Annotated in this window: 19 protein-coding genes, 1 tRNA gene and 1 pseudogene; 16 read left to right on the plus strand and 5 right to left on the minus strand. The window is 39.1% G+C overall.

What is annotated here, in order from left to right; genetic code table 11:
• Positions 1-55: 55 nt before the first annotated feature.
• A complete protein-coding gene (locus tag DTA23_RS05930; protein ID WP_112374116.1) occupies positions 56-715 on the minus strand; it encodes a FadR/GntR family transcriptional regulator in 660 nt (219 codons plus the stop codon).
• Between the two features lie 204 nt (positions 716-919).
• On the opposite strand from DTA23_RS05930, the gene DTA23_RS05935 reads away from it, so the two are divergent.
• From DTA23_RS05935 to DTA23_RS05950, 5 genes and pseudogenes are all read left to right on the plus strand, one after another.
• The gene (locus tag DTA23_RS05935) at positions 920-1168 is read left to right on the plus strand and encodes a hypothetical protein (protein ID WP_112374117.1); all 249 of its coding nucleotides are present in this window, start codon (positions 920-922) and stop codon (positions 1166-1168) included.
• 7 nt (positions 1169-1175) lie between these two features.
• Positions 1176-1331, plus strand: coding sequence for a hypothetical protein (locus DTA23_RS27060; RefSeq protein ID WP_172462333.1), 156 nt, complete (start codon positions 1176-1178; stop codon positions 1329-1331).
• A 536-nt stretch (positions 1332-1867) separates the two neighbouring features.
• Positions 1868-2772, plus strand: a pseudogene (locus tag DTA23_RS28595) (serine hydrolase domain-containing protein); the annotation flags it as partial.
• Between the two features lie 273 nt (positions 2773-3045).
• The gene (locus tag DTA23_RS28600) at positions 3046-3504 is read left to right on the plus strand and encodes a tetratricopeptide repeat protein (RefSeq protein WP_256602933.1); all 459 of its coding nucleotides are present in this window, start codon (positions 3046-3048) and stop codon (positions 3502-3504) included.
• A 39-nt stretch (positions 3505-3543) separates the two neighbouring features.
• On the plus strand, positions 3544-3810 hold the full coding sequence (locus DTA23_RS05950; protein ID WP_070564082.1) for a hypothetical protein: 267 nt from the start codon (positions 3544-3546) through the stop codon (positions 3808-3810).
• A gap of 80 nt (positions 3811-3890) precedes the next feature.
• Here DTA23_RS05950 and DTA23_RS05955 read toward each other — a convergent pair whose 3' ends face one another.
• On the minus strand, positions 3891-5468 hold the full coding sequence (locus tag DTA23_RS05955) for a Na+/H+ antiporter (RefSeq protein WP_070564084.1): 1578 nt from the start codon (positions 5466-5468) through the stop codon (positions 3891-3893).
• A gap of 353 nt (positions 5469-5821) precedes the next feature.
• On the opposite strand from DTA23_RS05955, the gene DTA23_RS05960 reads away from it, so the two are divergent.
• Positions 5822-6766, plus strand: coding sequence for a pentapeptide repeat-containing protein (locus tag DTA23_RS05960; protein WP_112374120.1), 945 nt, complete (start codon positions 5822-5824; stop codon positions 6764-6766).
• Between the two features lie 152 nt (positions 6767-6918).
• Here the strand turns inward: DTA23_RS05960 and DTA23_RS05965 are convergent, their stop codons facing one another.
• Positions 6919-7383 (minus strand): Lrp/AsnC family transcriptional regulator, encoded by a 465-nt coding sequence (locus DTA23_RS05965; protein ID WP_112374121.1) that lies wholly within the window; start codon positions 7381-7383, stop codon positions 6919-6921.
• 191 nt (positions 7384-7574) lie between these two features.
• Between DTA23_RS05965 and eat the strand changes: the two genes are divergently transcribed.
• From eat to avs4, 8 genes are all read left to right on the plus strand, one after another.
• Positions 7575-8897 carry an ethanolamine permease gene (gene eat, locus DTA23_RS05970; RefSeq protein WP_112374122.1) on the plus strand — a complete coding sequence of 441 codons (1323 nt, stop codon included), beginning with the start codon at positions 7575-7577 and terminating at the stop codon, positions 8895-8897.
• A complete protein-coding gene (locus DTA23_RS05975; RefSeq protein ID WP_112374123.1) occupies positions 8894-10255 on the plus strand; it encodes a glutamine synthetase family protein in 1362 nt (453 codons plus the stop codon). Before eat ends, DTA23_RS05975 begins: the two co-directional genes overlap by 4 nt.
• A 7-nt stretch (positions 10256-10262) precedes the next feature.
• The gene (locus tag DTA23_RS05980) at positions 10263-11420 is read left to right on the plus strand and encodes an iron-containing alcohol dehydrogenase (RefSeq protein ID WP_112374124.1); all 1158 of its coding nucleotides are present in this window, start codon (positions 10263-10265) and stop codon (positions 11418-11420) included.
• Position 11421: 1 nt separating this feature from the next.
• Positions 11422-12171: a gamma-glutamyl-gamma-aminobutyrate hydrolase family protein gene (locus DTA23_RS05985; RefSeq protein WP_070564532.1), complete on the plus strand. Its 750-nt coding sequence runs from the start codon at positions 11422-11424 to the stop codon at positions 12169-12171.
• A complete protein-coding gene (locus DTA23_RS05990) occupies positions 12149-13528 on the plus strand; it encodes an aldehyde dehydrogenase family protein (RefSeq protein ID WP_239468864.1) in 1380 nt (459 codons plus the stop codon). The genes DTA23_RS05985 and DTA23_RS05990 overlap by 23 nt, the downstream gene beginning before the upstream one ends.
• A gap of 193 nt (positions 13529-13721) precedes the next feature.
• Positions 13722-14582 carry a pPIWI-associating nuclease domain-containing protein gene (locus tag DTA23_RS05995; RefSeq protein ID WP_112374125.1) on the plus strand — a complete coding sequence of 287 codons (861 nt, stop codon included), beginning with the start codon at positions 13722-13724 and terminating at the stop codon, positions 14580-14582.
• Between the two features lie 449 nt (positions 14583-15031).
• On the plus strand, positions 15032-16207 hold the full coding sequence (locus tag DTA23_RS06000; protein WP_112374126.1) for an IS4 family transposase: 1176 nt from the start codon (positions 15032-15034) through the stop codon (positions 16205-16207).
• A 117-nt stretch (positions 16208-16324) separates the two neighbouring features.
• Positions 16325-21073 carry an AVAST type 4 anti-phage nuclease Avs4 gene (gene avs4, locus DTA23_RS06005; protein WP_112374127.1) on the plus strand — a complete coding sequence of 1583 codons (4749 nt, stop codon included), beginning with the start codon at positions 16325-16327 and terminating at the stop codon, positions 21071-21073.
• 388 nt (positions 21074-21461) lie between these two features.
• Here avs4 and DTA23_RS06010 read toward each other — a convergent pair whose 3' ends face one another.
• On the minus strand, positions 21462-22673 hold the full coding sequence (locus DTA23_RS06010; protein ID WP_112374128.1) for a site-specific integrase: 1212 nt from the start codon (positions 22671-22673) through the stop codon (positions 21462-21464).
• Positions 22674-23037: 364 nt separating this feature from the next.
• A tRNA-Ser gene (locus DTA23_RS06015) sits at positions 23038-23128 on the minus strand.
• A 114-nt stretch (positions 23129-23242) separates the two neighbouring features.
• Between DTA23_RS06015 and DTA23_RS06020 the strand changes: the two genes are divergently transcribed.
• On the plus strand, positions 23243-23743 hold the full coding sequence (locus DTA23_RS06020) for a GreA/GreB family elongation factor (protein WP_256602926.1): 501 nt from the start codon (positions 23243-23245) through the stop codon (positions 23741-23743).
• Positions 23744-23817: 74 nt separating this feature from the next.
• Positions 23818-24330, plus strand: a complete 513-nt coding sequence (locus tag DTA23_RS06025) for a BON domain-containing protein (protein ID WP_172462334.1) — start codon at positions 23818-23820, stop codon at positions 24328-24330.
• Positions 24331-24353: the final 23 nt, after the last annotated feature.

The following is a 24353-nucleotide window of genomic DNA, read 5'->3' on the forward strand; positions in this document are numbered from 1 at the left end:
AATTGATAAAAATAAAGTATATTGAGATTGATGATTTGCATATGCTATAGGAAAATTACAGCTGTTGGATAATTCGGTTAGCAATATCAACAGCTTTTTTCACTTCTTTATCTTTGATTGCCAACATCAGTTCCTCGTGTTGCTGTTGTGAAGTTAAGAAGGGTACTGTATCCTTATAAATAGTCATGAAGAACTTATTGACATGTTCAGATAAAGTTGTATATAAAGCGGTCAAAATACTATTTCCACATGATTCAGCAATTGCACTGTGAAAGGCAATATCGGCATCCACGCACGCCATCAAATTTCCCATTTCGGCATATTTTGCTCTATTTTTGAGCGCTTGAGCCATATCCTTGAGGCCTTTCGAAGTACGATTTAAGGCAGCTTTTTCAATAATTCGCAATTCCAATACGTGTCTAACTTCAAAAATATCGTTAAAATTGGCTTTTTCAATTTTTGAGTCAAGAGCATGATGACCTGTGCTACTTTTAACAAAAGTACCAAGACCTTGTTGTACATTGAGATAGCCTGATTGACTTAAATATTTGACCGCCTCACGAATGCTGGATCTGCCCACAGCAAATTGTTTCATCAATTCTGGTTCCGTAGGAAGTTTAGATTCTACCGGGAATTCACCTAATTTTATTTTTTCTTCTATTGCCGCGGCAACTTCCTCTGCCAAGGATCTTCGTACGATAGCTTCAGTCTTCATATAGTCATATCATCTGATGATTGCAAAGGTAGTAGAATTTTTTGAATTCTTAGTTATTTTCAAAAATTTGATCAAACCAACCGAATATTGTTACGACTACATCAGATATTTATTACAGTGTTTACAGTGCCAAATTTATTGGCAGTTTTAGGTTTATTAACAGTGAGGCTGGTCCTCCAATGTATTTATCAAAAACTTAGTAACATGAAAAAATTAATGATGAGCGCCGTAGCCTTGGCTTTAATGTCATCTGCTACTTTTGCGAAAACGGGGCCAAAAGCGGCCGACAACAGCCTTGTTGAAAAATCAACTTTTGCGAAAACGGGGCCAAAAGCGGCCGACAACAGCCTTGTTGAAAAATCAACGATTTACAAATCACAAACTGGAAAAGCTAATTTGAATATCGTGAGCGAAGCCAGAGATCAAGCTCGGAAAGTCTCGTACGCTATGTAGATTGACGATGAGTATCTATAATACAAGCGGTCAGTTGATCGAAACTCAGGATCTCACGTACACCAGCTATGGAGCCAATGATATGTATTATAGCAGCTGTGGAGCATGGTTTAGTGCTACCATTCAGAATTATCAAAACTATTATGGTAATCCGAATCATTAAGTATCAATTAATCAAACAATGTAACGGGGCTAGTATGCCCCGTTTTCATTTTTCCACAATTCAACCAAAAGGAAACTTCTATTGGCGATCCTAATACGACAATGAAGATGCTACTGTATGCGAACATGCTATGGGGCTGACAGCTGATGATGTTAGAAAAGCGAGATACCGCTTAGTAAAAATAAATTGATCGTATTCGGACAATAAATGTCCGAATACGATCAATTTATTTTGGAATACTATTGCATAATATTGTTTTACAGTGATTTATGGTTTTGGCAATAAAATTGGCATCTACTGTCAATGAAGAATTACAAAGAAGCGAGCAAGAGATAGGAGAGACGCTTCGTATCACCATTTAAACGATCATAAATAAAATGAAAGCTTTACCAATTACTGGAATTTTTGCGATACTAGTGTCAACCGCATGTGCTCAAACGACCCCTCAAAAAATAAAGGAGATTTCTCATGTCGAATCCAGTCTCATACCGCCTGTTCGTTTTGAGGGTGAGCCGGCCTGGAATATTAAATCGCGCATGGAATTTTATCAGGTTCCAGGTGTAAGCATCGCCGTGATAAAAAACGCTGAAATATTATGGAGCAAAACGTATGGTTTTGCCGATCTCGATTCGAAAACACCAGTTAGGTCAAACACCTTATTTCAGGTGGCGTCCATGAGCAAGCCCGTAAGTGCATACGCTGCATTGAAGGAAGTGGAGCTTGGCAAGTTGGCATCCAATGCCGATGTGAATTTATACCTGAAATCCTGGAAAATACCCGAAATAATTGGACCAGAGCGAAAAATGTTACACTCAAAAATATCATTAGCCACACTGCGGGACTTACTGTAAGTGGGTTCCCGGGCTATCGGACAACAGACCCAATTCCTACAGCGGTAGAAGTACTGAGTGGTCTAAAGCCTGCTAATACACCAATGGTGTATGTTGATAAACTTCCTGGCTTAAATTTTCGGTATTCAGGCGGTGGCTATACCGTACTTCAACAGATGCTCGTTGATATTGAAGGGAAAGATTATAGTAGCATAATGGAAGAAAAGGTACTCTCACCTTTGGGTATGAAAAATAGCACTTTTGCCCAGCCTCTTCCTGAGTTGAAAAAACAATTTGCGGCGACGGCTTATACTGTAGATGGTAAAAAAGTCGAAGGAAGATATCATGTCTACCCAGAGCAGGCGGCTGCTGGCTTGTGGTCAACAGCAGAAGATTACGCTAGATTCGTGATCGATATTCAACGGACCTTAAATGGCAAAAGTAATGCTGTTATTTCCAAGAAGACGGCCGAAGAATTCACAAGCCCCTATATTGAATCTATTATAGGATTAGGTGTCTTTCTGGAAGATTACGACGGTTCATCTTTTTTTTGCCATGGTGGATGGAACGAAGGCTTTAGCTCCTATTTTGTTGGAAATAAAACAAGCGGTGATGGCGTAGTTATTCTTACAAATACAAACAAACCTGAATTTATCAACGAACTTGTCCGAGCGGTTGCACTAACCTATCAATGGCCCAATTACCTGGCCCCAATAAATAAAATTTTGCCGCTCAGTTCTCAAGAACTGAATGTTAATAGTGGACGTTATCGATCTGGCAAATACGGTGTTATAAGGGTCTATAGTCAGAGTGGCAAGCTTATGTCAGTCCAAAATCTAGACAAGCCTGTAGAGTTGGTTAAAGTGTCGGCAAATACTTTTGTTATGCGAGATCGAAACGTGAACGTAGTATTTTCAAAGGATACCGAAAGCGGTCAATATGAGCTTGTACAGGTTTTGCGTGATAAAAAGATTTATTCCAAAAATCCGAAAGTCAATGCAAATGACCGGACTCCACTAGAGCTTATTTTAGAAGGAAATTTCGAGGATGGATTAAAAGCTTTTCAAAAAGCAAAAGAACAGGATAGTGACGATGAGTTGCTTTCAGAAGGTTTCCTGAACGGTGCAGGTTATGAATTGCTCAATCAGCATAAAATAAACCAAGCTATTGACATATTTAAGGTGAATACGGTGCTATATCCTAAAAGTGAAAATGTTTATAATAGTTTAGCGGAAGCCTACCTGAAATCTGGACAAATAGATAGTGCCAAGAAGAACTATCAAAAAGTTCGCGAAATTAATCCTAAAAACGAAAGAGTAAGTAAGATTTTAGAAACGTTATAACACAAATATAATGAGCCATATTTTTGTTAATTTGCGAGCATGTCAAATCAAGCTAATAATTATCAATTGTTTTCCAAAGAAATTCTCTCACTTTGGAAGAGCCAGGATGTATCATATGTTAAAGTAGAAGAATTATCCATTGTTGAAGGAATCACTTTTTTTGAACTTATACCAGATTCCGAACTTTTGGATGAAGGTGGGGTAGAAACACTCTATGCCATAGATTCTGAAGATGTAGCGGATATGTTGGTGTTTAGCAAGTCTATTCGTTTTGTTGTTCACGACATTTATTTGGATGAAGACTAATAAATTAGTTATTTATGATCGACAATTCAATCTGCATTGTCGATCATAAATGTACGGCAGTAGGCTGATCTAGGGATAAATTAGCTTCTCATATTCAACCTTTCTTCCTGAAGATCTAACAAACGAAGGTGTTTACGGATAATCTCTTCGTCCAATAAAAGTTCTTCGCGGTTTTTATTGATAAGCCAAATACGCTGTGTTTCAAGGATATCGATATAGATTTTACGGTATTCGGCATAATTAATGATAATCTCGGAGCTCCGCAACTGATTTTCATACTTCTGTAGTTGATCCTTTAAGGTCGGAAAACTTTCAACTTTGTCCGCGTAATCATTACGAATCTTGTCAACGGCGACTTGAGCCAATCTATTCTGAATTTCATAATCGATCTCCTTTTCACTTCTTACAAAATCTCTATCTACTAATTTGATTTTCCTCAAGATAAAAGGGAGGGTTAACCCTTGAACAAGTAAGGTTAACAGAATCACAACAAATGTGATGAAAAGAATGAGATTCCTTTGAGGAAAAGGAGTTCCGTCGGCCAAAGTTAATGGGATAGATAGCGCTGCTGCCAAAGAAACGACGCCACGCATTCCAGTCCAGCCGATAATCATTGGCGTTTGCCAACCAGGCGATTGATCGTCTGCAACCGTTATAAAATTTCTCATGATCAAGGTCGTAATTACTGCAGCATACCCTGCAAAAATTCGTACAAGAATAAGGACTATTGTAACGGCGACGCCATAGCCAATAGCAGTGGAGATATTGGTATCACCCAATCCAGATACAATTTCCGGTAAATCTAATCCGATAAGCATAAAGACAATGCCATTCAGCAGAAAGCAAAAGCTTTCCCATACGGTCACTGTCCGGATCCGGGATGCACTGCTCAAAAAATCGTGACTACGATACGAGAGAAATAAGCCGCCACTGACAACCGCAAGAACCCCAGAAGCATGAAGTTGTTCTGCGATCAAATACATCGAGAAAGGTGCAATAAAAGTTAGCAATATGTCTGTATTGGAATCGGTTGGTAAAAGTTTGTGCATTTTCAGAAAAACATAGGCAATTGTAAGTCCGATTCCCACTCCGCCAATACACATCCAAATAAAGCTCCCGGCCGCTTGGTACCATACATACTGCCCAGTAGCAGCAGCAATCATTGCAAAGCGAAAAATTATTAGTGAGGAAGCATCATTCAACAAACTTTCACCTTCCAATATGGACGCCAGCCTTTTGGGTACCTTCACGAATTTTAAAATTGCACCGGCACTAACCGCATCAGGAGGGGAAACTATTCCGCCCAATAGAAAACCGAGAGCTAAGGAGAATCCCGGGATAAAATAGTTGGCAAAAACGGCAACGGACAATGCTGTAAAAAAGACCACAACAAAGGCAAAGCTGAAGATAATCCGGCGCCATCGCCAGAGTTCTTTCCAGGAAGTTGACCAAGCTGCCTCGTAGAGGAGCGGCGGTAAAAAAATAATGAATATCAATTCGGGTTCTATCTTTATAGGGGGAACTCCCGGGATAAAACTTATTACAAGTCCCGCTAATACGAGTAAAACAGGGTATGCAACCTGAATTTTTCTCGCCAGCATGATCAACATCGTAATTAGTAGGACTAAAAAAAGGTAAAACTCAAAATTCTCTAACATATGTAAATTTTAGGTATATAAATATAGATCAAATTTCTAGAAATATTTAAACTAGCTTGGCGGTATTCATGGTGGTAGATCTTCCTAAATTAGTTAAAGTTTGTCTTTCTCATAACCCACGATCTAAAATATGGGATGGCATTATTATAAAGAAAGGCCCGTCTTTGAGAAGTTTTACTTAAAATATAGTTTCAATAACAGTATAGGACAATACTCTAGGAATAACAACCCGAAGCTGTTCGAATACAACGATAAGTAGCATAATTACAACTAGAGGTATTTCCCTTTTCGCGATAATTACAGATTAGCCTCAATATATTTGTAAAGTTGAACATCATCAATAAACAATAATTATGGATAACAAAACATTAGGTAATAATATTGCCAAAGTGCGGAAAGAGCGAAATATGTCGCAAGCACAGCTTGCTGAACTTTTATTCGTCAGCCCCCAAGCAGTTGGAAAATGGGAGCGGGGAGAGTCTTTACCAGACTTTTTAACACTACATAGACTTGCGGAAATATTCGCAGTCGATCTAAACTACTTCGCCGAAAATTCGAAATTAGGAGATAGCGTAGCAAGTCAAAAGGTGGTCATTGGCACTTTAGATGACACGAAAGGAAATTCTCTGGAAGAGGCAAAATTTTCTGATACGGGACAAAAGCCGCTACTGACAGATTTTAGCGGTAACACGCTAGCCGAAACTGATTTTTCTGGCGTAAATGCGCCAAAGAGAAAATTTCTCGGAAGTGAGCTGCGTGGCACAGACTTCAGTACAGCAGATTTCACGGCAAGCATTTTTAAAGGAAGTGATATCCGCGATGCTAATTTTGATTCGTCGAACCTTACGGACTGTACATTTTCTGCTAGTAATATGACGAACGCAAATTTCAACAAGACCGTTCTCGCACGTACAGAATTTTATGCGTCGGAGTTGAACAATGCTAGATTTAATAGTATAAAGCTGACAGATGTCAAATTTACGGCGTCGGATCTCAGAAAAACCATTTTTGAACACTGTGAGTTCAATGGTGTTTGCTTTAAGTCCTGTGATATGAAAGGCATAAGCTTTGATGGGCAAGTATTTGTCGACGTAAAATTCGATAATGCAGACCTAGCAAACAGTTCATTTAGAGGGGTTATTCTTAGAAATGTTTCCTTTCGGCCCACGTTTGCGCTTACCAATAAATATTATAAGAGTATTAAAACAATCGATTTTGACGGGGCCTCAATGGACAAATTAACCTACGCAGCTCTTAAGGGAGTAGGCGTATCGCTTGAGAATATTGTGCTCTTATAAACAACACGATACAAATAGAAGGCATGGTTCTGCAAGTATGAACCATTGCCTAAGTGTAGGTGCCATACCAATGAAACCCATCAATTCCGGGAAATTAAATTAGGAGAGTCGTCAGCGCAGCATAGTAAAGCTAAAATATGCTAAACTAATTATCAAAGAAAGATTGGGAGACGGGTTGTATTCACGATTTCTTTCATGACAAAATAACTTTCCATATGTCTGATTCCCTTGATTGTTGCCAGTTTATTAAAATTGAATTCATGATAGTGATCAACATCCCTAACCATCACCTTTATTTGATAGTCAAATGCACCCGTTACGTGGAAACACTCGACTACTTCTGGAAATTTTTGTATCTCCTCCATAAATAACAAGGCACTTTCATTGGAATGTTTTTCCATACTAATGGATACAAGGACCATTAGATTAAGATAAAGTTTTCTTCTGTCCAGCAGAAAGACTTTCTGTTTGAGAACGGAGGTTGCCATTAACTTCTTAATACGTTCGTAAACGGGAGTCATGGATAAATTAACACGGTCAGCTATTTCCTTGTTACTTATGTTCGCATCCTGTTGCAAAAGGTCCAGAAGCATGAGGTCTTTCTCATCCAATTTCATTATCGTAGTAAATTAAATCTAAAAAAACTATATCTATGACTGTAGTTAGATCGTAAACACTAGTAAATAAAATATAACCATATTATTTTACTAAAATAGCCATAATTACAGATATATAATACTATCATTTAAACTATATGTAGTAAATTTAAATTAATTAATTACTATCATTTACCAACCTAAATAAAATTATGAGTGAGCCTCAATTAAAAAAAGTCCTTGGTCCGGTTATGTTATGGGGATTGGGTGTAGGCTATGTTATCTCGGGAATGTATTTTGGATGGAATCTCGGTTTGGCAGAAGGCGGCACATTGGGATTGGCCATTGCTACAGTGTTCGTTATTATCATGTACCTTACATTTAACTTCAGCTATACAGAGATGGCGTGTGCGATCCCTAAGGCTGGCGGAGCCTTTGAATATGCCAATCGAGGATTGGGCAAGCATTTGGGATTTGTCGCCGGTATTGCACAAAATATCGAGTTTGTTTTTGCTCCGCCTGCCATTGCTGCTGCTATAGGTGCTTATCTACATTTATTGCATCCTTCGGTTGACTATCTTATTTTTGCCATTGGGGCCTATGTGATTTTCACTTCAATGAATATACTGGGCGTAAAGCTCGCTGCATCATTTGAATTGGTCGTAACTGTTCTTGCGGTTATCGAATTACTAATATTTGCCGGTGTTACATTTCCGGCTTTCGAATTTTCCAACCTTGAGCACAACGCATTGCCCAATGGCTTCTCGGGTATTTTTGCAGCTATTCCGTTTGCCATCTGGTTTTTTCTCGCTATTGAAGGTGTAGCGAATGTTGCTGAGGAAACGATCAATCCACAGAAAAATGTATTAATCGGCTTTGGATCGGCCATCGTAACTTTAGTTGTGCTTTGTATCATTACATTTTTGTCGGCGGTGGGTGTCGGCGGCTGGGAGGCTGTTGTTTATCCTGTCGGAAGCACTGAACCCTCCGATTCACCATTGCCACTTGCCATTGCACATGTCATTGACAATCGCCATATTCTCTATAAACTACTTATAGGCGTTGGTCTTTTGGGTCTTATAGCCTCATTTCATGGTATCATTCTCGCTGGTGGCAGAGCTACCTTCGAATTTGGGAGAGTGGGGTATGCACCGTCGATTCTTGGAAAAGTACATCAACGATTTAAGACTCCGGCCAATGCACTCTTAATCAATATGGCTATTGGCATCATAGCATTATTGACCGGAAAGACCGCAGGTATTATTACCATCGCATGTTTTGGGGCAATCTGTCTTTATATAATATCCATGTGGTCATTTTTTGCCTTGCGAAAAAAGGAACCAGATTTGGAACGCCCATTCAAAGTTTCATTGTATCCGCTGTTTCCGGCAATTGCATTTATTATTGCTGTCGTGTGTCTCATTGCAATGATATATTATAACCCCTTGACAGCTCTATTATTCTTTGGGCTTGTCATCTTATCATACCTCTATTTCCTAATCTTCCTTGACAAGGACAAAACCATCAAATTATGATAACTAAAAATGAAATTATTGCCAAATTAACAGCAAGCACAAGTACGCACGTTAAAGTTGCCGTCGCTGATATAGACGGGGTGCTCCGTGGGAAATTTATGCATCGGGATAAGTTTATCTCTGCACTGGACAATGAATTTGGGTTTTGCTCGGTGGTGTTTGGATGGGATGTTAACGATCAGGTTTATGACAATGTGGAAATTACAGGCTGGCATACAGGATACGGCGATTTCCCGGCGCGTATTGATGGAAATACATTTCGACAGATTCCCTGGCAAGAAGATATTCCCTTTTTTCTAGCTGATTTTGAATCTCCGCTTTCTCGGGACCAAAATGTGTGCCCAAGATCACTCCTTAAAAACATAATTGCACAGGCGGAGACTGCCGGATTTAAACCAATTTTTTCACAGGAATTTGAATGGTTTAATTTCGTGAAAGCCGATAATGCCGCTCCCCAAAATAGTTTTAGAGATATGACACCGATAACATCTGGTATGTTTGGCTATTCCATCTTACGGATGTCTGACAACTACGGATTTTTTCAGGATCTTTTGGCTATGCTCGAAAGATTCGGTGTACCTCTTGAGGGGCTACATACGGAGACCGGGCCAGGTGTTCTGGAAGCTGCGATCCAATGTAGTGATGCTCTTGAAGCTGCGGATAGGGCTACGCTCTTTAAATCTGCGGTTAAGGACATCGGAAAAAAACATAATATCACGGCGAGTTTTATGGCGAAACAGACCAAGGACTTACCAGGCTGCAGTGGCCATGTACATCAAAGTCTTTGGGATCTCAACAAACAGAACAACCTCTTTTATGATAAAGATGATGAACTCGGAATGAGCCAGTTGATGAAGCATTTTCTTGCTGGGCAATTGTATTGTTTACCTGATATTCTACCGTTATTGGCGCCCACTGTTAACAGTTATAAAAGGCTGACTGAAGGAGCATGGGCACCGACAACCCTGACTTGGGGCATAGATAATCGTACCACAGCACTCCGCGTCATCGAAGGTGGCCCCAAAGCCACACGCATTGAACATCGTGTTGTCGGTTCAGATGTGAACCCTTATTTGGCAGTAGCAGCATGTTTGGCTAGCGGGTTGTATGGCATCAAGTATAAATTGCCATTGGATAATCGACATACTAGCGGTAATGGTTATAAAGATCTGCAACACGGCGTGTTACCAAGAAACCTCCACGATGCGACCGCTCGAATGGCGCAATCGCAAATAGCCTCCGAGCTACTTGGCCAAAAGTTTGTCGATCATTTTTGTAAATCACGGTTATGGGAATGGCGACAATTTTCTGAGCAGGTCACAGATTGGGAAACAAAAAGATATTTTGAAATTATTTAACTGAACAATGGATACAGCAAAAATTTACGGTTTTAATTTTCCGACACCGATCCGTTTTGGTGCTGGAGTGATCGACGAGCTACCAGACTATTTATTGACCAATGGATTTAATCGCCCTTTACTGGTAACGGATCCGACTATCGCCCAACTACCATTTTTTAAGGGAGTCCAACAAAAGCTGACGAACAAAGGGATCGACGTTATTGTCTTTCATGATTTGCATAAAAATCCAGTAAAATCTGATGTCCTCTTGGGAGGAGATGTCTTTAGAGGGCAAAATAGAGATTCAATTATTGGCGTTGGCGGTGGAGCAGCACTCGACGTAGCACGGGCAATTGCCTTGCGCGCAAATCATTATCGTGATATATTTGATTACGACGATCTGATCGGTGGCGATATCTATGTGACCAACGAGATACCACCATTGATTACTGTACCTACGACCGCCGGGACTGGGAGTGAGGTGGGGCGTAGTGCTATTATTTCAGAAGATGATACCAAGAAAAAACGAATTCTGTTTAGTCCCAGATTGATGGCAAAAATTGTATTTGCCGATCCTTTGCTTACAATGGATCTGCCACCGTTTATTACGGCAGCAACGGGAATGGACGCACTTACCCACAATATGGAAGCCTATTTGGCCAAAGGGTATCATCCGATGTGTGATGGTATAGCGCTTGAAGGAATGGCCATGGTGGCGACGTCTATTGAGTGTGCTACGAAAGAATCAGACTTGCCATCCCGCTCTAAAATGCTTTTGGCATCATTGATGGGAGCTGTTGCTTTTCAGAAGGGATTAGGAGTCGTTCATAGTTTAGCGCATCCGCTGTCCTCGCTCCTTGATACCCATCATGGACTGGCCAACGCGGTGAATCTTCCTTATGGCATGCAGTTTAATTATGTCGGTTTTGAAGATCGTTTCGATAAGATGGCCATGGCTTTAGGGCTCGGTAGTCATGCTGGAGACAGGGTTGTAGACTATCTGTTTGACCTCAATGTACGTTTGGGACTGCCTACACAATTATCTGCGATAGGCGTGCAAAAGGAACATCTGCAACCGTTATCAGAACTGGCGTTTGCAGATTTCTGTCACCCATCAAACCCCAAGCCCGTTAGCAAAGCAGATTTTCTTGCAATTTATGAAACCGCTTACGAAGGAAAATAATATGTTAAAAATCGGTATTAGTGCGTGTTTTTTTTATCCAGACCCCGAGAGGACGGTCTTTGGACACAAATCACTGAGCTATATGGAAAATGATATGGTTCGATGGATAACTAAAAAAGGCGTTCTTCCTATATTATTGCCGGATCTTGAAGAATCATTATTAGCGGACATCTTACACCAGATGGATGGCATAGTTCTTCAAGGTGGAAGCGATATAGCACCCCAGCATTATGGAGAAGAGCCTATCGGACCCTGGAAAGGAGACCCTTATCGGGATCAATATGAGCTAAAGATATTGGATTATGCCATCAGAAATCATAAGCCAGTCTTAGGTATCTGTCGGGGATTTCAGTTAATGAACGTCTATTTTGGAGGCACAATGTATCAGGATATCGGTAGTCAGCTTCCTCAGTCGGCTGTACATCGTTCAGCAAGTCTATACGACACCATCAATCATCCCGTACATATAGAACCAGGAACACTTTTCGACAGACTATATGGCCATGTTGCCAATCCATTGGTCAACACTGTACATCATCAGGCTATTAAAGATCTTGGCCGTGATCTCGAAGTCTTTGCGCGCTCGGAAGACGGATTTATCGAAGCATTTGGTTATACCAAAGAAGCGGCCGGGAAAGTGATGGGTGTACAATGGCATCCCGAATTTTCCCAAACACAGAAGGGAATACTTTTAGATGAAAATTTAATTCTTAATGTTTTTATCGAACATGCAAGACAACATAGAAATTAGAAATCCTGCAACCGGTGCTGTAGTAGCAACGTTGCCTTCAACCACAACAGTTGAATTGGAAAATACACTCTCCTTACTAAAACAGGGACAGCAAAAATGGGCCAACGTTCCTTTGAGGGATCGTTTGGCGTGCATCATACAATTTGGGGAGCTGATCTTGGCGAATAAACAGGAACTTGCGGAGATCCTTACCAAGGAGACGGGCAAACCCATCACACAATCGCTTAATGAAATTAACGGAGCACAAAACCGTATTGAGCATCTTCGAAAAAATGCTGAAAGATGGCTTTCAGAAGAAATTATTGTAAATGAGGGGGCTACACTAGAACATATTCGCTATGAACCACTTGGTGTCATTGCCAATATTTCTGCATGGAATTTCCCTTATAATGTGGGCTTTAATATTTTTCTGTACGCCTTGGTTGCGGGCAATGCCGTGCTCTATAAACCTTCTGAATTTGCTACGCTGACCGGATTGCAGTTTGCAAAATACCTTTATGAAGCCGGTATACCTGATGATGTATTTCACTGTGTTGTTGGAGATGGGAGGATTGGCGAGCATATCTTATCATTGCCATTGGATGGCTATTTCTTTACTGGATCCTATAAAACTGGAGTACATATTGCTAGGGCCGTAGCGCATAAATTAGTTCCAGTCCAGCTTGAGCTAGGCGGAAAGGATCCACTATACGTAACAGAAGATGTGAAAGATATAAAACAGGCGGCAGTGTCGGCAGCTGAGGGCGCTTTCTACAACAATGGGCAGAGCTGTTGTGCTGTTGAACGTATCTATGTTTCAGAACAGATATACGATGAGTTTGTCGAGGCATTTATTGAGGAGGTAGCTTCCTATCAGGTTGGCGATCCATGCGCTGGAGACACATTTATCGGTCCTTTAACGAGGGCTGCTCAGCTGGACGTCCTTGAAGATCAAGTGAAAGATGCCCTTGAAAAGGGAGCAACACTACGGTTGGGCGGACATGTATTAGAAGGTAAGGGATATTATTATGCTCCCACAGTATTTGAGCACTGTAATCACAACATGCTACTTATGCGTGAAGAGACTTTTGGTCCGTTGATAGGTATACAAAAGGTAACTTCAGACGAAGAGGCAATTACGTTGATGCAGGATACGACCTATGGCCTTACTGCAGCGGTGTTTTCGTCCGATCAGGATAGAGCAATGAATATCCTTAGCAAAATGGATACAGGAACGGTATATTGGAACTGCTGTGATAGGGTAAGCCCTAATGTGCCTTGGTCCGGAAGACGAAATTCTGGCTTAGGTTCGACCTTATCGGCTCAAGGTATACGAGCATTTGTTCAGCCTAAAGCCTATCATTTAAGACCCGCATAATTTAATGTTTAATTCTATGGATATAGCCCATTATGCCGATCGTTCATTGGATAATGGGCTTTCCCTCAAAAATAAATTTCGGTACCCCATGAGAGTGAGTGCGTAAAGATTATGGGGTCCGCTTCATGGAAAAGTGATCGCCAAGGTGACTTATGCCTATCTATCCTTGAGAACTTTTAAAAAAGTATAAACTATGAAAAAAAGTATTATAAAAATTCAGAGCATCCTAACTGATAAATTCGAGCAAGAATTATTCGAGGCATCCGTTAGTTCCCTCGAGGATATGGGGAATAAAATACGCTTCAATAATTTCGCTTATAGCATTCGTGAACTTTCCCGTCATTTCCTTCACAGATTGGCTCCCGATGAAATCGTAAAATCTTGTAGGTGGTTCAAACAAGAAACAGAAAACGGTAAACCTTCGCGAGCCCAAAGGATAAAATATGCCATCCAAGGTGGCATCGATGATGAACTACTGAAATTGTTTGGAATTGAATTTTCAAGTCTTCAAAAATCAGCTAAAGCCATAAAGAACTCCATCGATTCTCTTAGTAGATATACACACATAAATGAAGAGGATTTTAATTTAAGTGATGTGGAGGTAACGAAAAGGTCGGTTGGTATTCTTGCTGATTTTGAAACCTTTGTCGAAGCTATAAATAGCTGTAGAGAGCAAGTAATGAATCTGGTTGAGGATAAAATAGAGGATGAAGCAATTGATGCTATTATCTCCACTAGTTTTGAAAATGTTGATTCATTGGCGCAGCATTATTCTTTGGATGCAGCAAGTGTCCTGGGTTATTGGGTTGAAGAAATCAGTGCGGAGGAAATTGTTGTTGCTGTGGAAGGAGAGGTGGAGGTTACCTTATCATGGGGTTCGAGTTCTGATCGACGCAATGGAGACGGTCACGAAGTTGAAGATACATTCCCATTTGGAACTAGGATAAGGTATTCCATCGGAGAGGACTACCCCAATGAAGACCCGGAAGTAGATGAGCCAGGCGTTGACACTTCAAAATGGGACATTAATCCAGATAATGAATATATAGAGTAATTTTCTGTCTTTTTGGATCTCTGAGCCAAAAATGAATTTTTACCTATTGATTTTTCATCACAAACATATTTGGGGGTAGAATATTTCTCGAAAAATACTGAGGGTCTTTTTGCTCCTTTAATATAGTATCAAGAAAAAATTCAATTAGAATAATGGTAGCCAAATTTTGGAAAAAACTTGACCACTGATGATACAATTGGAAATAGGAAATCGCGATATCTTCAAATACAATGTCGAATCAGTCGAGGAGATGAGGCCTTGTTCAAATGGCTGAAGATTTTATGGTATGTAATCGAAAGAACTTATATCGAAATGTTGAAAAAGTTAAAGATACTATAAGATAATTTTAGGTAATTTTAACTCACTTGCGTCCTAAACGTTAAAAAAGCGGCGGTGTTTTGATATAGCAAAGTTGCTATATTTAAATCGCTAAATTTTATTACACCGCCATGGTAAATTTAAACGTTTTTAGTCAGATTTTATCGCTTATCGACCGCGAATTATTCAAGGATTTGGTGGCTAAACATAAGAGTGATAAACATTGCAAAGGGATCAACAGTTGGACGCATCTTGCGAGCATGATATTCTGCCATTTTTCCTCGGCAGATTCAGTTCGGGATATCAGTAATGGCTTGCGCAGTACAACTGGTAATCTGAATCATTTAGGTGTGATTAGAGCTCCTAGTAAGTCTAATATTTCTTATATCAACAAGCATCGCCCCCATGAACTCTTTAAAGATCTATACTTTGCTCTTTTGGACAAGCTCTGGCAAAAGGATACGCATTTTCGCAAAGATCTTACCCAATTGAAGCGAAAGGTTTATCTGATGGATGCCAGCGTGATCCCATTATGTCTATCTCTATTTGACTGGGCTAAATTCAGGAGCACCAAAGGTGCGGTAAAACTTCATACCGTTCTGGATTATGATGGATGCCTACCTGTCTTTATGCAGATTACGGATGGAAAAGTGCATGAGAGCCAGCGTGCGGGTAGCTACAGTTTTCCAAAAGGAAGCGTCGTGGTCGTGGATCGCGGTTACGTGGATTATAGCTGGCTTGGGGATTTGGACAGCACCGGCTGTTACTTCGTTACCAGGAGTAAAACTGGCATGAAGTACAAGGTTATCAAATCATATCAGAGTGAAGCGCTCCTGGAAAAGGGAATCATTAAAGATGAGCTCATTGAGCTTTCTGGCCCTGCCTGCAATAAATACAACGGCAAGCCGCTACGCCTGGTTCACTTTTGGGACAGCACCACGGGCAATGAGTACCATTTTTTGACCAATAATACTGCGTGGAAGGCTTCTGTGGTGGCTAATATATATAAACAGCGCTGGCATATCGAAGTCTTCTTCAAGCATCTAAAGCAGCGCTTAAAAGTATCGACATTCATAGGGACTTCTGAAAATGCAGTGATGATCCAGATCTGGACTTCCCTGATCGGTATATTACTGCTAAAATATCTGCAAAAGAAGGCCAGATATGATTGGAACCTCTCCAATCTGGTGGCATTTATCAGAATGAATATCTTCGTAAAAATTAATATCTGGCAATGGATAGATGATCCCTTTGTAAGGCCTCCGGTCAAAGGGAAAAATGGACAGCTGCACATCTTCCAGGAATGAAAAGTAGGGTCAAAATTCAAATGAGGAAAAAATCTATGTTGGGAACACAGAAACAGCTCCCTAAAATTTATTTAGGACACATGTGATTTTAACTATTATAACTTATCGAAAAAATAAATGATCGACATCAATTGGAATAACTTTAAAGCAAAATTTAACGAAAGGGAAACTAAGGCATTTGAAAGCCTTGCGTACCTGTTATTCTGTTCAGAATTTAATATAAAATTTGGTATTTTTCGTTTCAAGAACCAAACTGGAATTGAAACAGAACCTATTACTATTAACAATGAGGTTATTGGTTTCCAGGCAAAATTTTATGACACAAAAATTGCTGACAACAAAGATGATATCATCGATTCATTAGAAAAAGCCAAAAGGGAAAATCCTGTCTTGGCAAGGATTATTCTTTACATCAATCAGGAAGTTTCCGAAAGCACAAAAAAAGGGGTAAAAAAGCCCCAGTATTTGCTCGATATTGAAAACGCGGCGAATAAGATAGAAGTAAAACTTGAATGGCGGGTTCCCAGCCACTTTGAAGTTCAACTTGCGCTACCGGCAAATGAACGTATAGCGGAATATTTCTTTAGCCTGGGTAAGAATATCATCGACTTCATTTCCGAAATAAAGGCCCATACGGAGAATATTCTACATGCAATACAGTCTGACATCGATTTTAGCGGATCAAAGATCAAGGTCGACAGAAGCACGTTGATAGAAGATTTAGATAAAGTTACAAACCAGGTTGCCCTCATTGCAGGCGAAGGTGGCAGCGGAAAGACAGCAATAATTAAAGACATTTTTGCAAAAGGGGACAAACCGATCTATGTCTTTAAAGCAGCCGAACTTAACCTGAGTCACATTGCTGACCTTTTTAAAAAATTCGGTGATTTTAATCTCAGCGACTTTATTAATGCACATGTAGAGGAAACAAAAAAAATAATGGTGATCGATTCAGCTGAGAAGCTAGCGGATCTCGAAAATCAGGATGCCTTCAAAGAATTGCTGTCGGTTTTATTAAAAAATAATTGGAAGATATTTTTCACCACAAGATACAGCTACCTGGATGACCTTGCATTTCAATTGCTTGAAGTTTATCGATTGCAATTTGACATCGTCAGGATCGAAAATCTTAAGAAAGAGGAACTGGAAGAGATTGCTAAAGCTTATAAATTTCAGCTACCGAGCAATGAAAAAGTTTTGAAGATCATAACAAACCTGTTTTATCTCGATGAGTTTTTGAGTCAATATCAAAGCTTTGATAGTAAAACAGATCTTGCAAATTTCAAGGCAGCGCTTTGGCTTAAAAAGATCCAAAACTCAACGTTCAAGAAAAATAATACGCACCTGGAACGGGAGAAGTGCTTTCTTCAACTTGCTTCTACCAGATGTGAAACGGGCCATTTTTATATCAATGGCGAGCAGTTGAATAACAGTATTCTGGCCCTGTTGGTCTCAGACGAAATTATTAAATACGAAGGAAGCCAGAATGGTTATTTTATAACACATGATATTTATGAGGAATGGGCACTTGACCGAATTATCGAGCGCGAATATAAGTCGCTGACAACATACAATGCCTTTTTTGAAAAAATCGGAACTTCATTGCCTATTCGCCGTGCATTCCGGCATTGGCTTTCCGAAAAGCTAAGTGACAGCATCGACTTGATTAAACCGTTTATCGAAACGGTTTTTACCTCGTCAACGATCCCTTCGTTTTGGAAAGATGAAATGCTGATAAGCGTATTGCTTTCAGAGTATTCTCAGCAATTTTTTGTTGTATTTGAAAAACTCCTGTTGGCCAACGATAAAACCCGTCTAAAAAAGATCATTTTCTTACTTAGGACAGCTTGTAAAGAAGTTAACAAGATGTTCTATCAGAACTCGGAAATACTGAATGAAGTCTCGTTTGATTCGACCTACTTGATCACGCAACCTAAAGGAAAGGGCTGGGAATATTGTATTGCATTTATATATCAACATATATCTGATATACAAATTAGTGAGCTATCCCTAATGCTAGCCTTGATGGATGAATGGACATCTTTCAGCAAAAAAGGCGACGCTACAAGGTTTGCTGCTTTGTTTGCTTTGCATTTTTACAAAGAAAGCAAAAAGGATAAAGAGACCTACTACCACGAGAAGATCGAAAAAATGTTTCTGTCAGTATTCCTTTCAGGTACAGCTGAAATAAAGGATGAGATTACAACAGTGATTGACGAATTGATGGCAAGTGAGCTTAATGACCGTCACAGGCCAAATGACGATCTCTTGGAGAGCATCCTAACTGTCGAAAATAATGCGGTTAATTTTATATACCAGCTCCCGGAACAAGTGTTAAGACTAGTAGACCGGTTTTGGTACCAGCAGCCAAAAGATCGCCATCTGATGGACTTCGGAGGATATAGCACAGAAAAGTACTATTCTATACCAAGCCGTTGGCACCACGCGTATTTTCCGGCAAGTGCCTACCAAACACCTGTATATTGGGCGCTTCAAAGTTCTTTCGCAAAAACACTCCGATTCATCATCGATTTTACAAATCGTGCAATAATTGATTACGCCGCTTCCGGATTCGACGATTCTGTATCGGAAATTGAAGTAATTATTGAAGATCAGACTACCACAAAACAATTTATAAGTAGTGGCATTTGGAGCATTTACAGAGGCAATGGATCGCCAGTTTCGCCGTATTTAATACAGTCATATCACATGGCTCTTGAAAAATATCTGCTGGAGGTCTGTGAATGGGCGGATGCAGAGGTGATGAAAAAATGGTTGCTTTATATGCTCAAAAATACCCGATCCGCTTCAATAACGGCCATCGTTACAAGTGTGGTATTAGCTTTCCAAGATAAATTTTTCGATATAGCCGCCATACTTTTCAAAAACTATGAGTTTTTAAAACATGAAAATTGGCGCCTTATGGGTGAACATCAAACATCGAGCTTATATAGTATCGGTACTGGGATGGCTGCTAAAAATAAGCTGCATGAAACTGACAGACAGGCAACCCTTAAACAACCTCATCGTAAATCTTCACTGGAGCATCGTGCCCTGGAATACCAGTTCTTTCGCAACCAAAATGTCACTGAAGAAGAAGCCGAAAAAAGGCTTAACATTATGTATGCTATCATGGATACTCACTATGAAAAGATCAAAACGCTTGAACCAGACCAGGACGAAACACACAATTATCGGTTAATGCTTTCCCGGATTGACAGAAGAAAGATGTCGCCCAAAGTTGAGCAGAAAGACAATAATTTAGTCATTGATTTTAATCCCGAGATTGATGACGAATTGAAACGTCATAGCGAAGAGGTCTTTAAGGAAAACTCCAATTTTATGCGTTACACATCACTGAAACTTTGGGGAACTTCAAAATTTAACCCTGAAAGGGGTAATTATGGCTCATATCCGCAATATGATGAGAATCCCAGTCACGCTATGCGGGAGGTAAGGGAATTGGTCGATAATCTTAATAATGGAGATGATACATTTTTCCTGTTTAATCATGCATCTCCTGCTTTCGCTTGTTACGCGCTGATTAAAGAACATGCTGATGGAATTTCCGAGGAGGATCTTCTTTTTTGTCGAGATGTTGTGCATAGTTACTCTAATGCACACCTTACCGCAACTTATGACTACCAGATTTCAGATGGGGTTGAAATCGCTATTAACGCGCTTCCATATTTATATGATCGTTATCCGGAAGATCGTGATCATTACGATAGGATTTTATTGTTAACCTTGTTCGACAAACACTCGATCGGCGAATATAAACGTGTTTGCGATTATGCAATCGAAGCAATAAATAACAATCTTTACAAAATTGCTCCCGATAGAGCCCATCAAATTTTCCGTGGGTATCTTGCGTTCTCTGGCAAATTTAGAGCTGCTGAACAAACTATTCTTTCATCCTCGCGTAGCAGACATTACAGGTATTCACAGCATGAAGTAGTAGACAAGTTCACTACTGATCATGCTGCCGAACTTAAAGCACTTTTGGGAGATACGCTACCAGTTGATAAAACGGATACCACTTCATTAGATATTGACACTTTGGAGTTAGCATTTAATTTGGTTCCAACTGATACTAAAAACGAGGATCTTCTCGATTTCGTCAGGGAAGCTCTGCCGATTTTGTGCAAAAAGCTGTTAGTCGAGGATGACCGTGATGAGGAACCGGAAAATATTGACTACAAGATGCGGCATAGGTTTTTCGAACGTGCGGCGCACTTTATTTTGAAAAGGGATATTAAAACCGTTAATGATTGGATCAAACCTTTCGTAAATTCTTTTGGCATTACAAGAGAGTCTGGAGATTTTTTGCAAGAAATAATTTTTGCCGAAGACAAGTTGCGGTCATATGAACCGTTCTGGATTATTTGGGATAACTTTTACGAAACCATTAAAAATATAACGGCTATAGGGGGGGATCGCTTCACAAACCCAATAATTCACAACTATTTACTAGCCTGGCCCTATTGGAAACAAACGGCAAAAGAATGGTTCAGTCTTAAAGAGCGTGAAAAACTTTTCTTTAGCAAAGTCTGTAAGGAAATGGGGAGTCATCCGGCAGTACTATATGGTATCGCTAAATTTTTAAATGAGATTGGTTCCATTTTCCTTAGTGAAGGTGTGATTTGGATAAGTGACATGCTAACGAAAAATCCTAAACTGCAAACCAGCAAACAGCAAATCAACACTATTTACTATCTTGAGATCCTGGTAAGAAAATATGTGTATCTCAATCGAACCAAACTCAAAACAGACCGATATACGAAATCTAAGTTATTGGTGATTTTGGAGTTTTTAATTAACAAGGCTTCCGTAAATGCTTATTTGTTACGCGAGGATATATTATAAGCATAGATCTAACAATTCGAAAATCTAGCTTTTGGTTATTACCTAGCTCCTTTTAAATGGTTTCTACTGTTGTTACCGATTAAAGTTTTAAAACCATTTCGGTTGGTTATGCTCTGGAAGGAGTTATCGAACACCAATTTTTATCTAGAAGGTTGGTGCTTAGATTTTTTGAAATTTAGGTATGGACATTTATATCAATATCCTACCGAACCGCAGAAATGATTTAAAAAGACAAAAATAACTAATTGATAAATCATAGTTTAATGAAAGTGGAAAAGAGGACAATCAAAATTGATCGTCCTCTATTTATCTCCCTAAATCTAATCTAAGGACTTCTTTAGTTTTTTAAATGAATTTGCATCTATTTAAAAACTATTATCACTATTTGCTAATTAAACTTTTGTCTTAAACGTTTCATGTCATCACTTATTTTTACATCTACTATTTTAGCATAATGCTGTGTCTGTTTTAAAGATTTATGTCCCATCATTTTAGACACGGTTTCTAATGGAATTCTATTAGTTAAAGTTACTGTGGTCGCAAAAGTGTGACGAGCCATATGAAAGGTTAGCGTTTTATTTATTCCACATAAGTCTGCTATTTCCTTTAAATAGGCATTCATTTTTTGATTTGAAAAACATGGGAAGACTTTGTCATCTAAGGTAGATGTCTCAGTTGAATATTTGTCAATCATTTGAATTGCCGGATTAAGTAAAGGAATCTTAGTAAGATTAAGCGTTTTTGTTCTTTGATACGAAATCCATTTTTTTCCATCTACTCCTGTAAAAAACTGGTTATGAATTAATTTGTATACGTCAGTATATGCTAAACCGGTAAAACATGAAAATGCAAAAATATCTCTTACAATTTCTAAACGTTTTATTGAAAAGCTTTTGTTCATAAGACATTCCAGTTCTTCTTCCGTTAAAAATTCCTTGATTACATCTTTTCGTAGCAGTTTAAACTGGTGAAAGGGATCTTTCTTAAGCCATCCAGATTTAATACAATGTAGAACGATCTTTTTAAAATTACCAATATATTTCGAAGCCGTATTTTGACTACAATTTCTAATCGTTTTAAGCCAAAAATCGTAGTCTTTTACAAACTCGTAATCCAATTTTCTTATTTCAATGTCATCACAATTGTATTTCCATTGTATAAATTCGCGAGTATGCGAAAGACTTGTTTCAAATCTTTTTATTGTTCCTATTGCATACCCCTTTCCCTCCAGGGCTTTCATTTTATCGTTTTCAAGTTGGAATATTTGTAGGATAAACTTTCTATCATCAGTATTGCCAAAAAGTAAATCGAATAAATTTTTTGTTGTAACGTCTTCTCCATTTGCTATGAGTTCTCTTTTGGCTTCATAGATTTTTGAAACTAAAGCATCAAGATAATGATTGATAGATTTAGCATCTTCTTTATTTCCTGTTGCCCTATTTGCTCCTTGGTTCCAACGATCTTTAAACCAGTTTCTTTTGGTTGAAAATTCTTTTGAAATACCATTTATGGTAATTCTACCATATAAAAGTCTTTCTGTCCCTTTACTGAATTTTGTTTTCTTCAAAAAGAAAAGTAATCCAAAGCTTTTTTCTAACATAAATAAAAATTTAATGGTTTAACAAAGTTCGGATTGATGCTACTTTTTTACAAGATGTAAACCTGCTTAACTAGTTAGCTGGCAAGGGTTTCAGCGTTTGATCGTGGCAACTTTTTAAAATATAATAGGTTGCCACGATTAACGCTTTCTATTTCTGAGGATTTCTGTATTTTTTGTTGGTTGGCGATAAATAAAAATGCCTGCAAATAGTGTATTTACAGGCATTTTGTATTTTATAAATATCGCTTTTTGCAGAGAGGAAGGGATTCGAACCTTATGGCTCAAAACCGCTTCCAGAGCGTATTTTATAGTGCTAAAAACAAAAATGCCACGAATAGCGATTATTCGTGGCAATTGTACCATTTGGCGGAAAGGGAGGGATTCGAACCCTCGATACAGTCATCCCGTATACAGTCTTTCCAGGACTGCTCATTCGACCACTCTGACACCTTTCCGTGTTTCAGTGCACAAATGTAGTAATTTTTTAATTTATTGCAACCTTATTCGTATTATTTACCATCCAATTTATTATATTCTATTGAGCCTAAGCCTATTGTTTTTATTTTTTAATGAATAAAACTTATTCCTTATTTTTCGGAATGACAAATAATTATTTCGACATAAAAGGGGTGGTCCTTGACATAGCGCTAAAACGCACCAGGGAACGTATTACAATGATAGAATCTGCTTTGGAAACCGCACGGGATTCAAGCAATGACGATACAAAAAGTAGTGCTGGAGACAAATATGAGACGTCACGTGAAATGATCCAACAGGACATTAATCGCTACCAGAAACAACTCGTGGAAGCCAATAAAGATCTGCAGCAACTGATCAGTATAGAATCATTATCAAATGATGTAATTGATGTCGTCAGATTAGGAACACTTGTTCAAACCAATGTTGGACTATATTTGATCGCCACAAGTATCGGAGCTGTAAAAATAGGGACCAATAATATCTTCGTTATCTCGCCTGCATCTCCAATTGGACAACTACTTATCGGGAAAAAAATAGGTGATAGTTTTGTTTTTAATAACGTTAATCAAAAAGTTATTGCAATTTACTAGGTGATGAAAATACCGAAAAATTAAACAATATGCCGATGCATCTGTTCTTATTTAGTACAGAAACAAAGAATGACATGAAATTCAATAGTTTACTTTTAATCTTCTTGCTTGGTGCTGCACTATTTATTCACTCTTGTAGATCGCCCGAGTCGGACGAAAAACTAAGATCAAAAATCGAGACAGCGTTGGAAACTACTGTGGGCATCGGAGTCGATGTCGAGGAGGGTAATGTAACCTTGAATGGACAAATAGGTTCAGACTCTCTCAAGCAGGACATAGAAAACAAAACAAAGCTAGCCGGAGGAGAGGATATCAAATCCATTCACAACAATATTGTCGTAAATCTTCCTGAACCAGAAGATGCCCGTGAAAAATATCATGAAATTTTGGGCGGCGCGATAGATTCTACCTTAACACGAGATGTTAACCTTGTTCTGGAAGATTTTCCGACCATTACAGCACAGGTTAAAGAAGGGATTATAATTGCAACGGGTAATCTTGAAAAATCAAAAATAGATACACTCAAGAAACGATTGGAACATATCAAGCCCAAAGGTATTGATATAAAAGGGGTCACAAGCCGATAGCCTAAGAAAAAAAGAAGCTACCG

Source organism: Sphingobacterium multivorum (genome assembly GCF_900457465.1).
GTDB lineage: Bacteria > Bacteroidota > Bacteroidia > Sphingobacteriales > Sphingobacteriaceae > Sphingobacterium > Sphingobacterium multivorum.

Bases quoted from the DNA above. Each gene is read 5' to 3' on its own strand.
- DTA23_RS05930 (WP_112374116.1), bottom strand. From the start codon at position 715: ATGAAGACTGAAGCTATCGTACGAAGATCCTTGGCAGAGGAAGTTGCC.
- DTA23_RS05935 (WP_112374117.1), top strand. From the start codon at position 920: ATGAAAAAATTAATGATGAGCGCCGTAGCCTTGGCTTTAATGTCATCT.
- eat (WP_112374122.1), top strand. From the start codon at position 7,575: ATGAGTGAGCCTCAATTAAAAAAAGTCCTTGGTCCGGTTATGTTATGG.
- DTA23_RS06020 (WP_256602926.1), top strand. From the start codon at position 23,243: ATGAATAAAACTTATTCCTTATTTTTCGGAATGACAAATAATTATTTC.
- DTA23_RS06000 (WP_112374126.1), top strand. From the start codon at position 15,032: ATGGTAAATTTAAACGTTTTTAGTCAGATTTTATCGCTTATCGACCGC.
- avs4 (WP_112374127.1), top strand. From the start codon at position 16,325: ATGATCGACATCAATTGGAATAACTTTAAAGCAAAATTTAACGAAAGG.
- DTA23_RS27060 (WP_172462333.1), top strand. From the start codon at position 1,176: ATGAGTATCTATAATACAAGCGGTCAGTTGATCGAAACTCAGGATCTC.
- DTA23_RS05975 (WP_112374123.1), top strand. From the start codon at position 8,894: ATGATAACTAAAAATGAAATTATTGCCAAATTAACAGCAAGCACAAGT.
- DTA23_RS06025 (WP_172462334.1), top strand. From the start codon at position 23,818: ATGAAATTCAATAGTTTACTTTTAATCTTCTTGCTTGGTGCTGCACTA.
- DTA23_RS05980 (WP_112374124.1), top strand. From the start codon at position 10,263: ATGGATACAGCAAAAATTTACGGTTTTAATTTTCCGACACCGATCCGT.
- DTA23_RS05990 (WP_239468864.1), top strand. From the start codon at position 12,149: ATGCAAGACAACATAGAAATTAGAAATCCTGCAACCGGTGCTGTAGTA.
- DTA23_RS05955 (WP_070564084.1), bottom strand. From the start codon at position 5,468: ATGTTAGAGAATTTTGAGTTTTACCTTTTTTTAGTCCTACTAATTACG.
- DTA23_RS05965 (WP_112374121.1), bottom strand. From the start codon at position 7,383: ATGAAATTGGATGAGAAAGACCTCATGCTTCTGGACCTTTTGCAACAG.
- DTA23_RS06010 (WP_112374128.1), bottom strand. From the start codon at position 22,673: ATGTTAGAAAAAAGCTTTGGATTACTTTTCTTTTTGAAGAAAACAAAA.
- DTA23_RS05950 (WP_070564082.1), top strand. From the start codon at position 3,544: ATGTCAAATCAAGCTAATAATTATCAATTGTTTTCCAAAGAAATTCTC.
- DTA23_RS05995 (WP_112374125.1), top strand. From the start codon at position 13,722: ATGAAAAAAAGTATTATAAAAATTCAGAGCATCCTAACTGATAAATTC.
- DTA23_RS05960 (WP_112374120.1), top strand. From the start codon at position 5,822: ATGGATAACAAAACATTAGGTAATAATATTGCCAAAGTGCGGAAAGAG.
- DTA23_RS05985 (WP_070564532.1), top strand. From the start codon at position 11,422: ATGTTAAAAATCGGTATTAGTGCGTGTTTTTTTTATCCAGACCCCGAG.
- DTA23_RS28600 (WP_256602933.1), top strand. From the start codon at position 3,046: ATGCGAGATCGAAACGTGAACGTAGTATTTTCAAAGGATACCGAAAGC.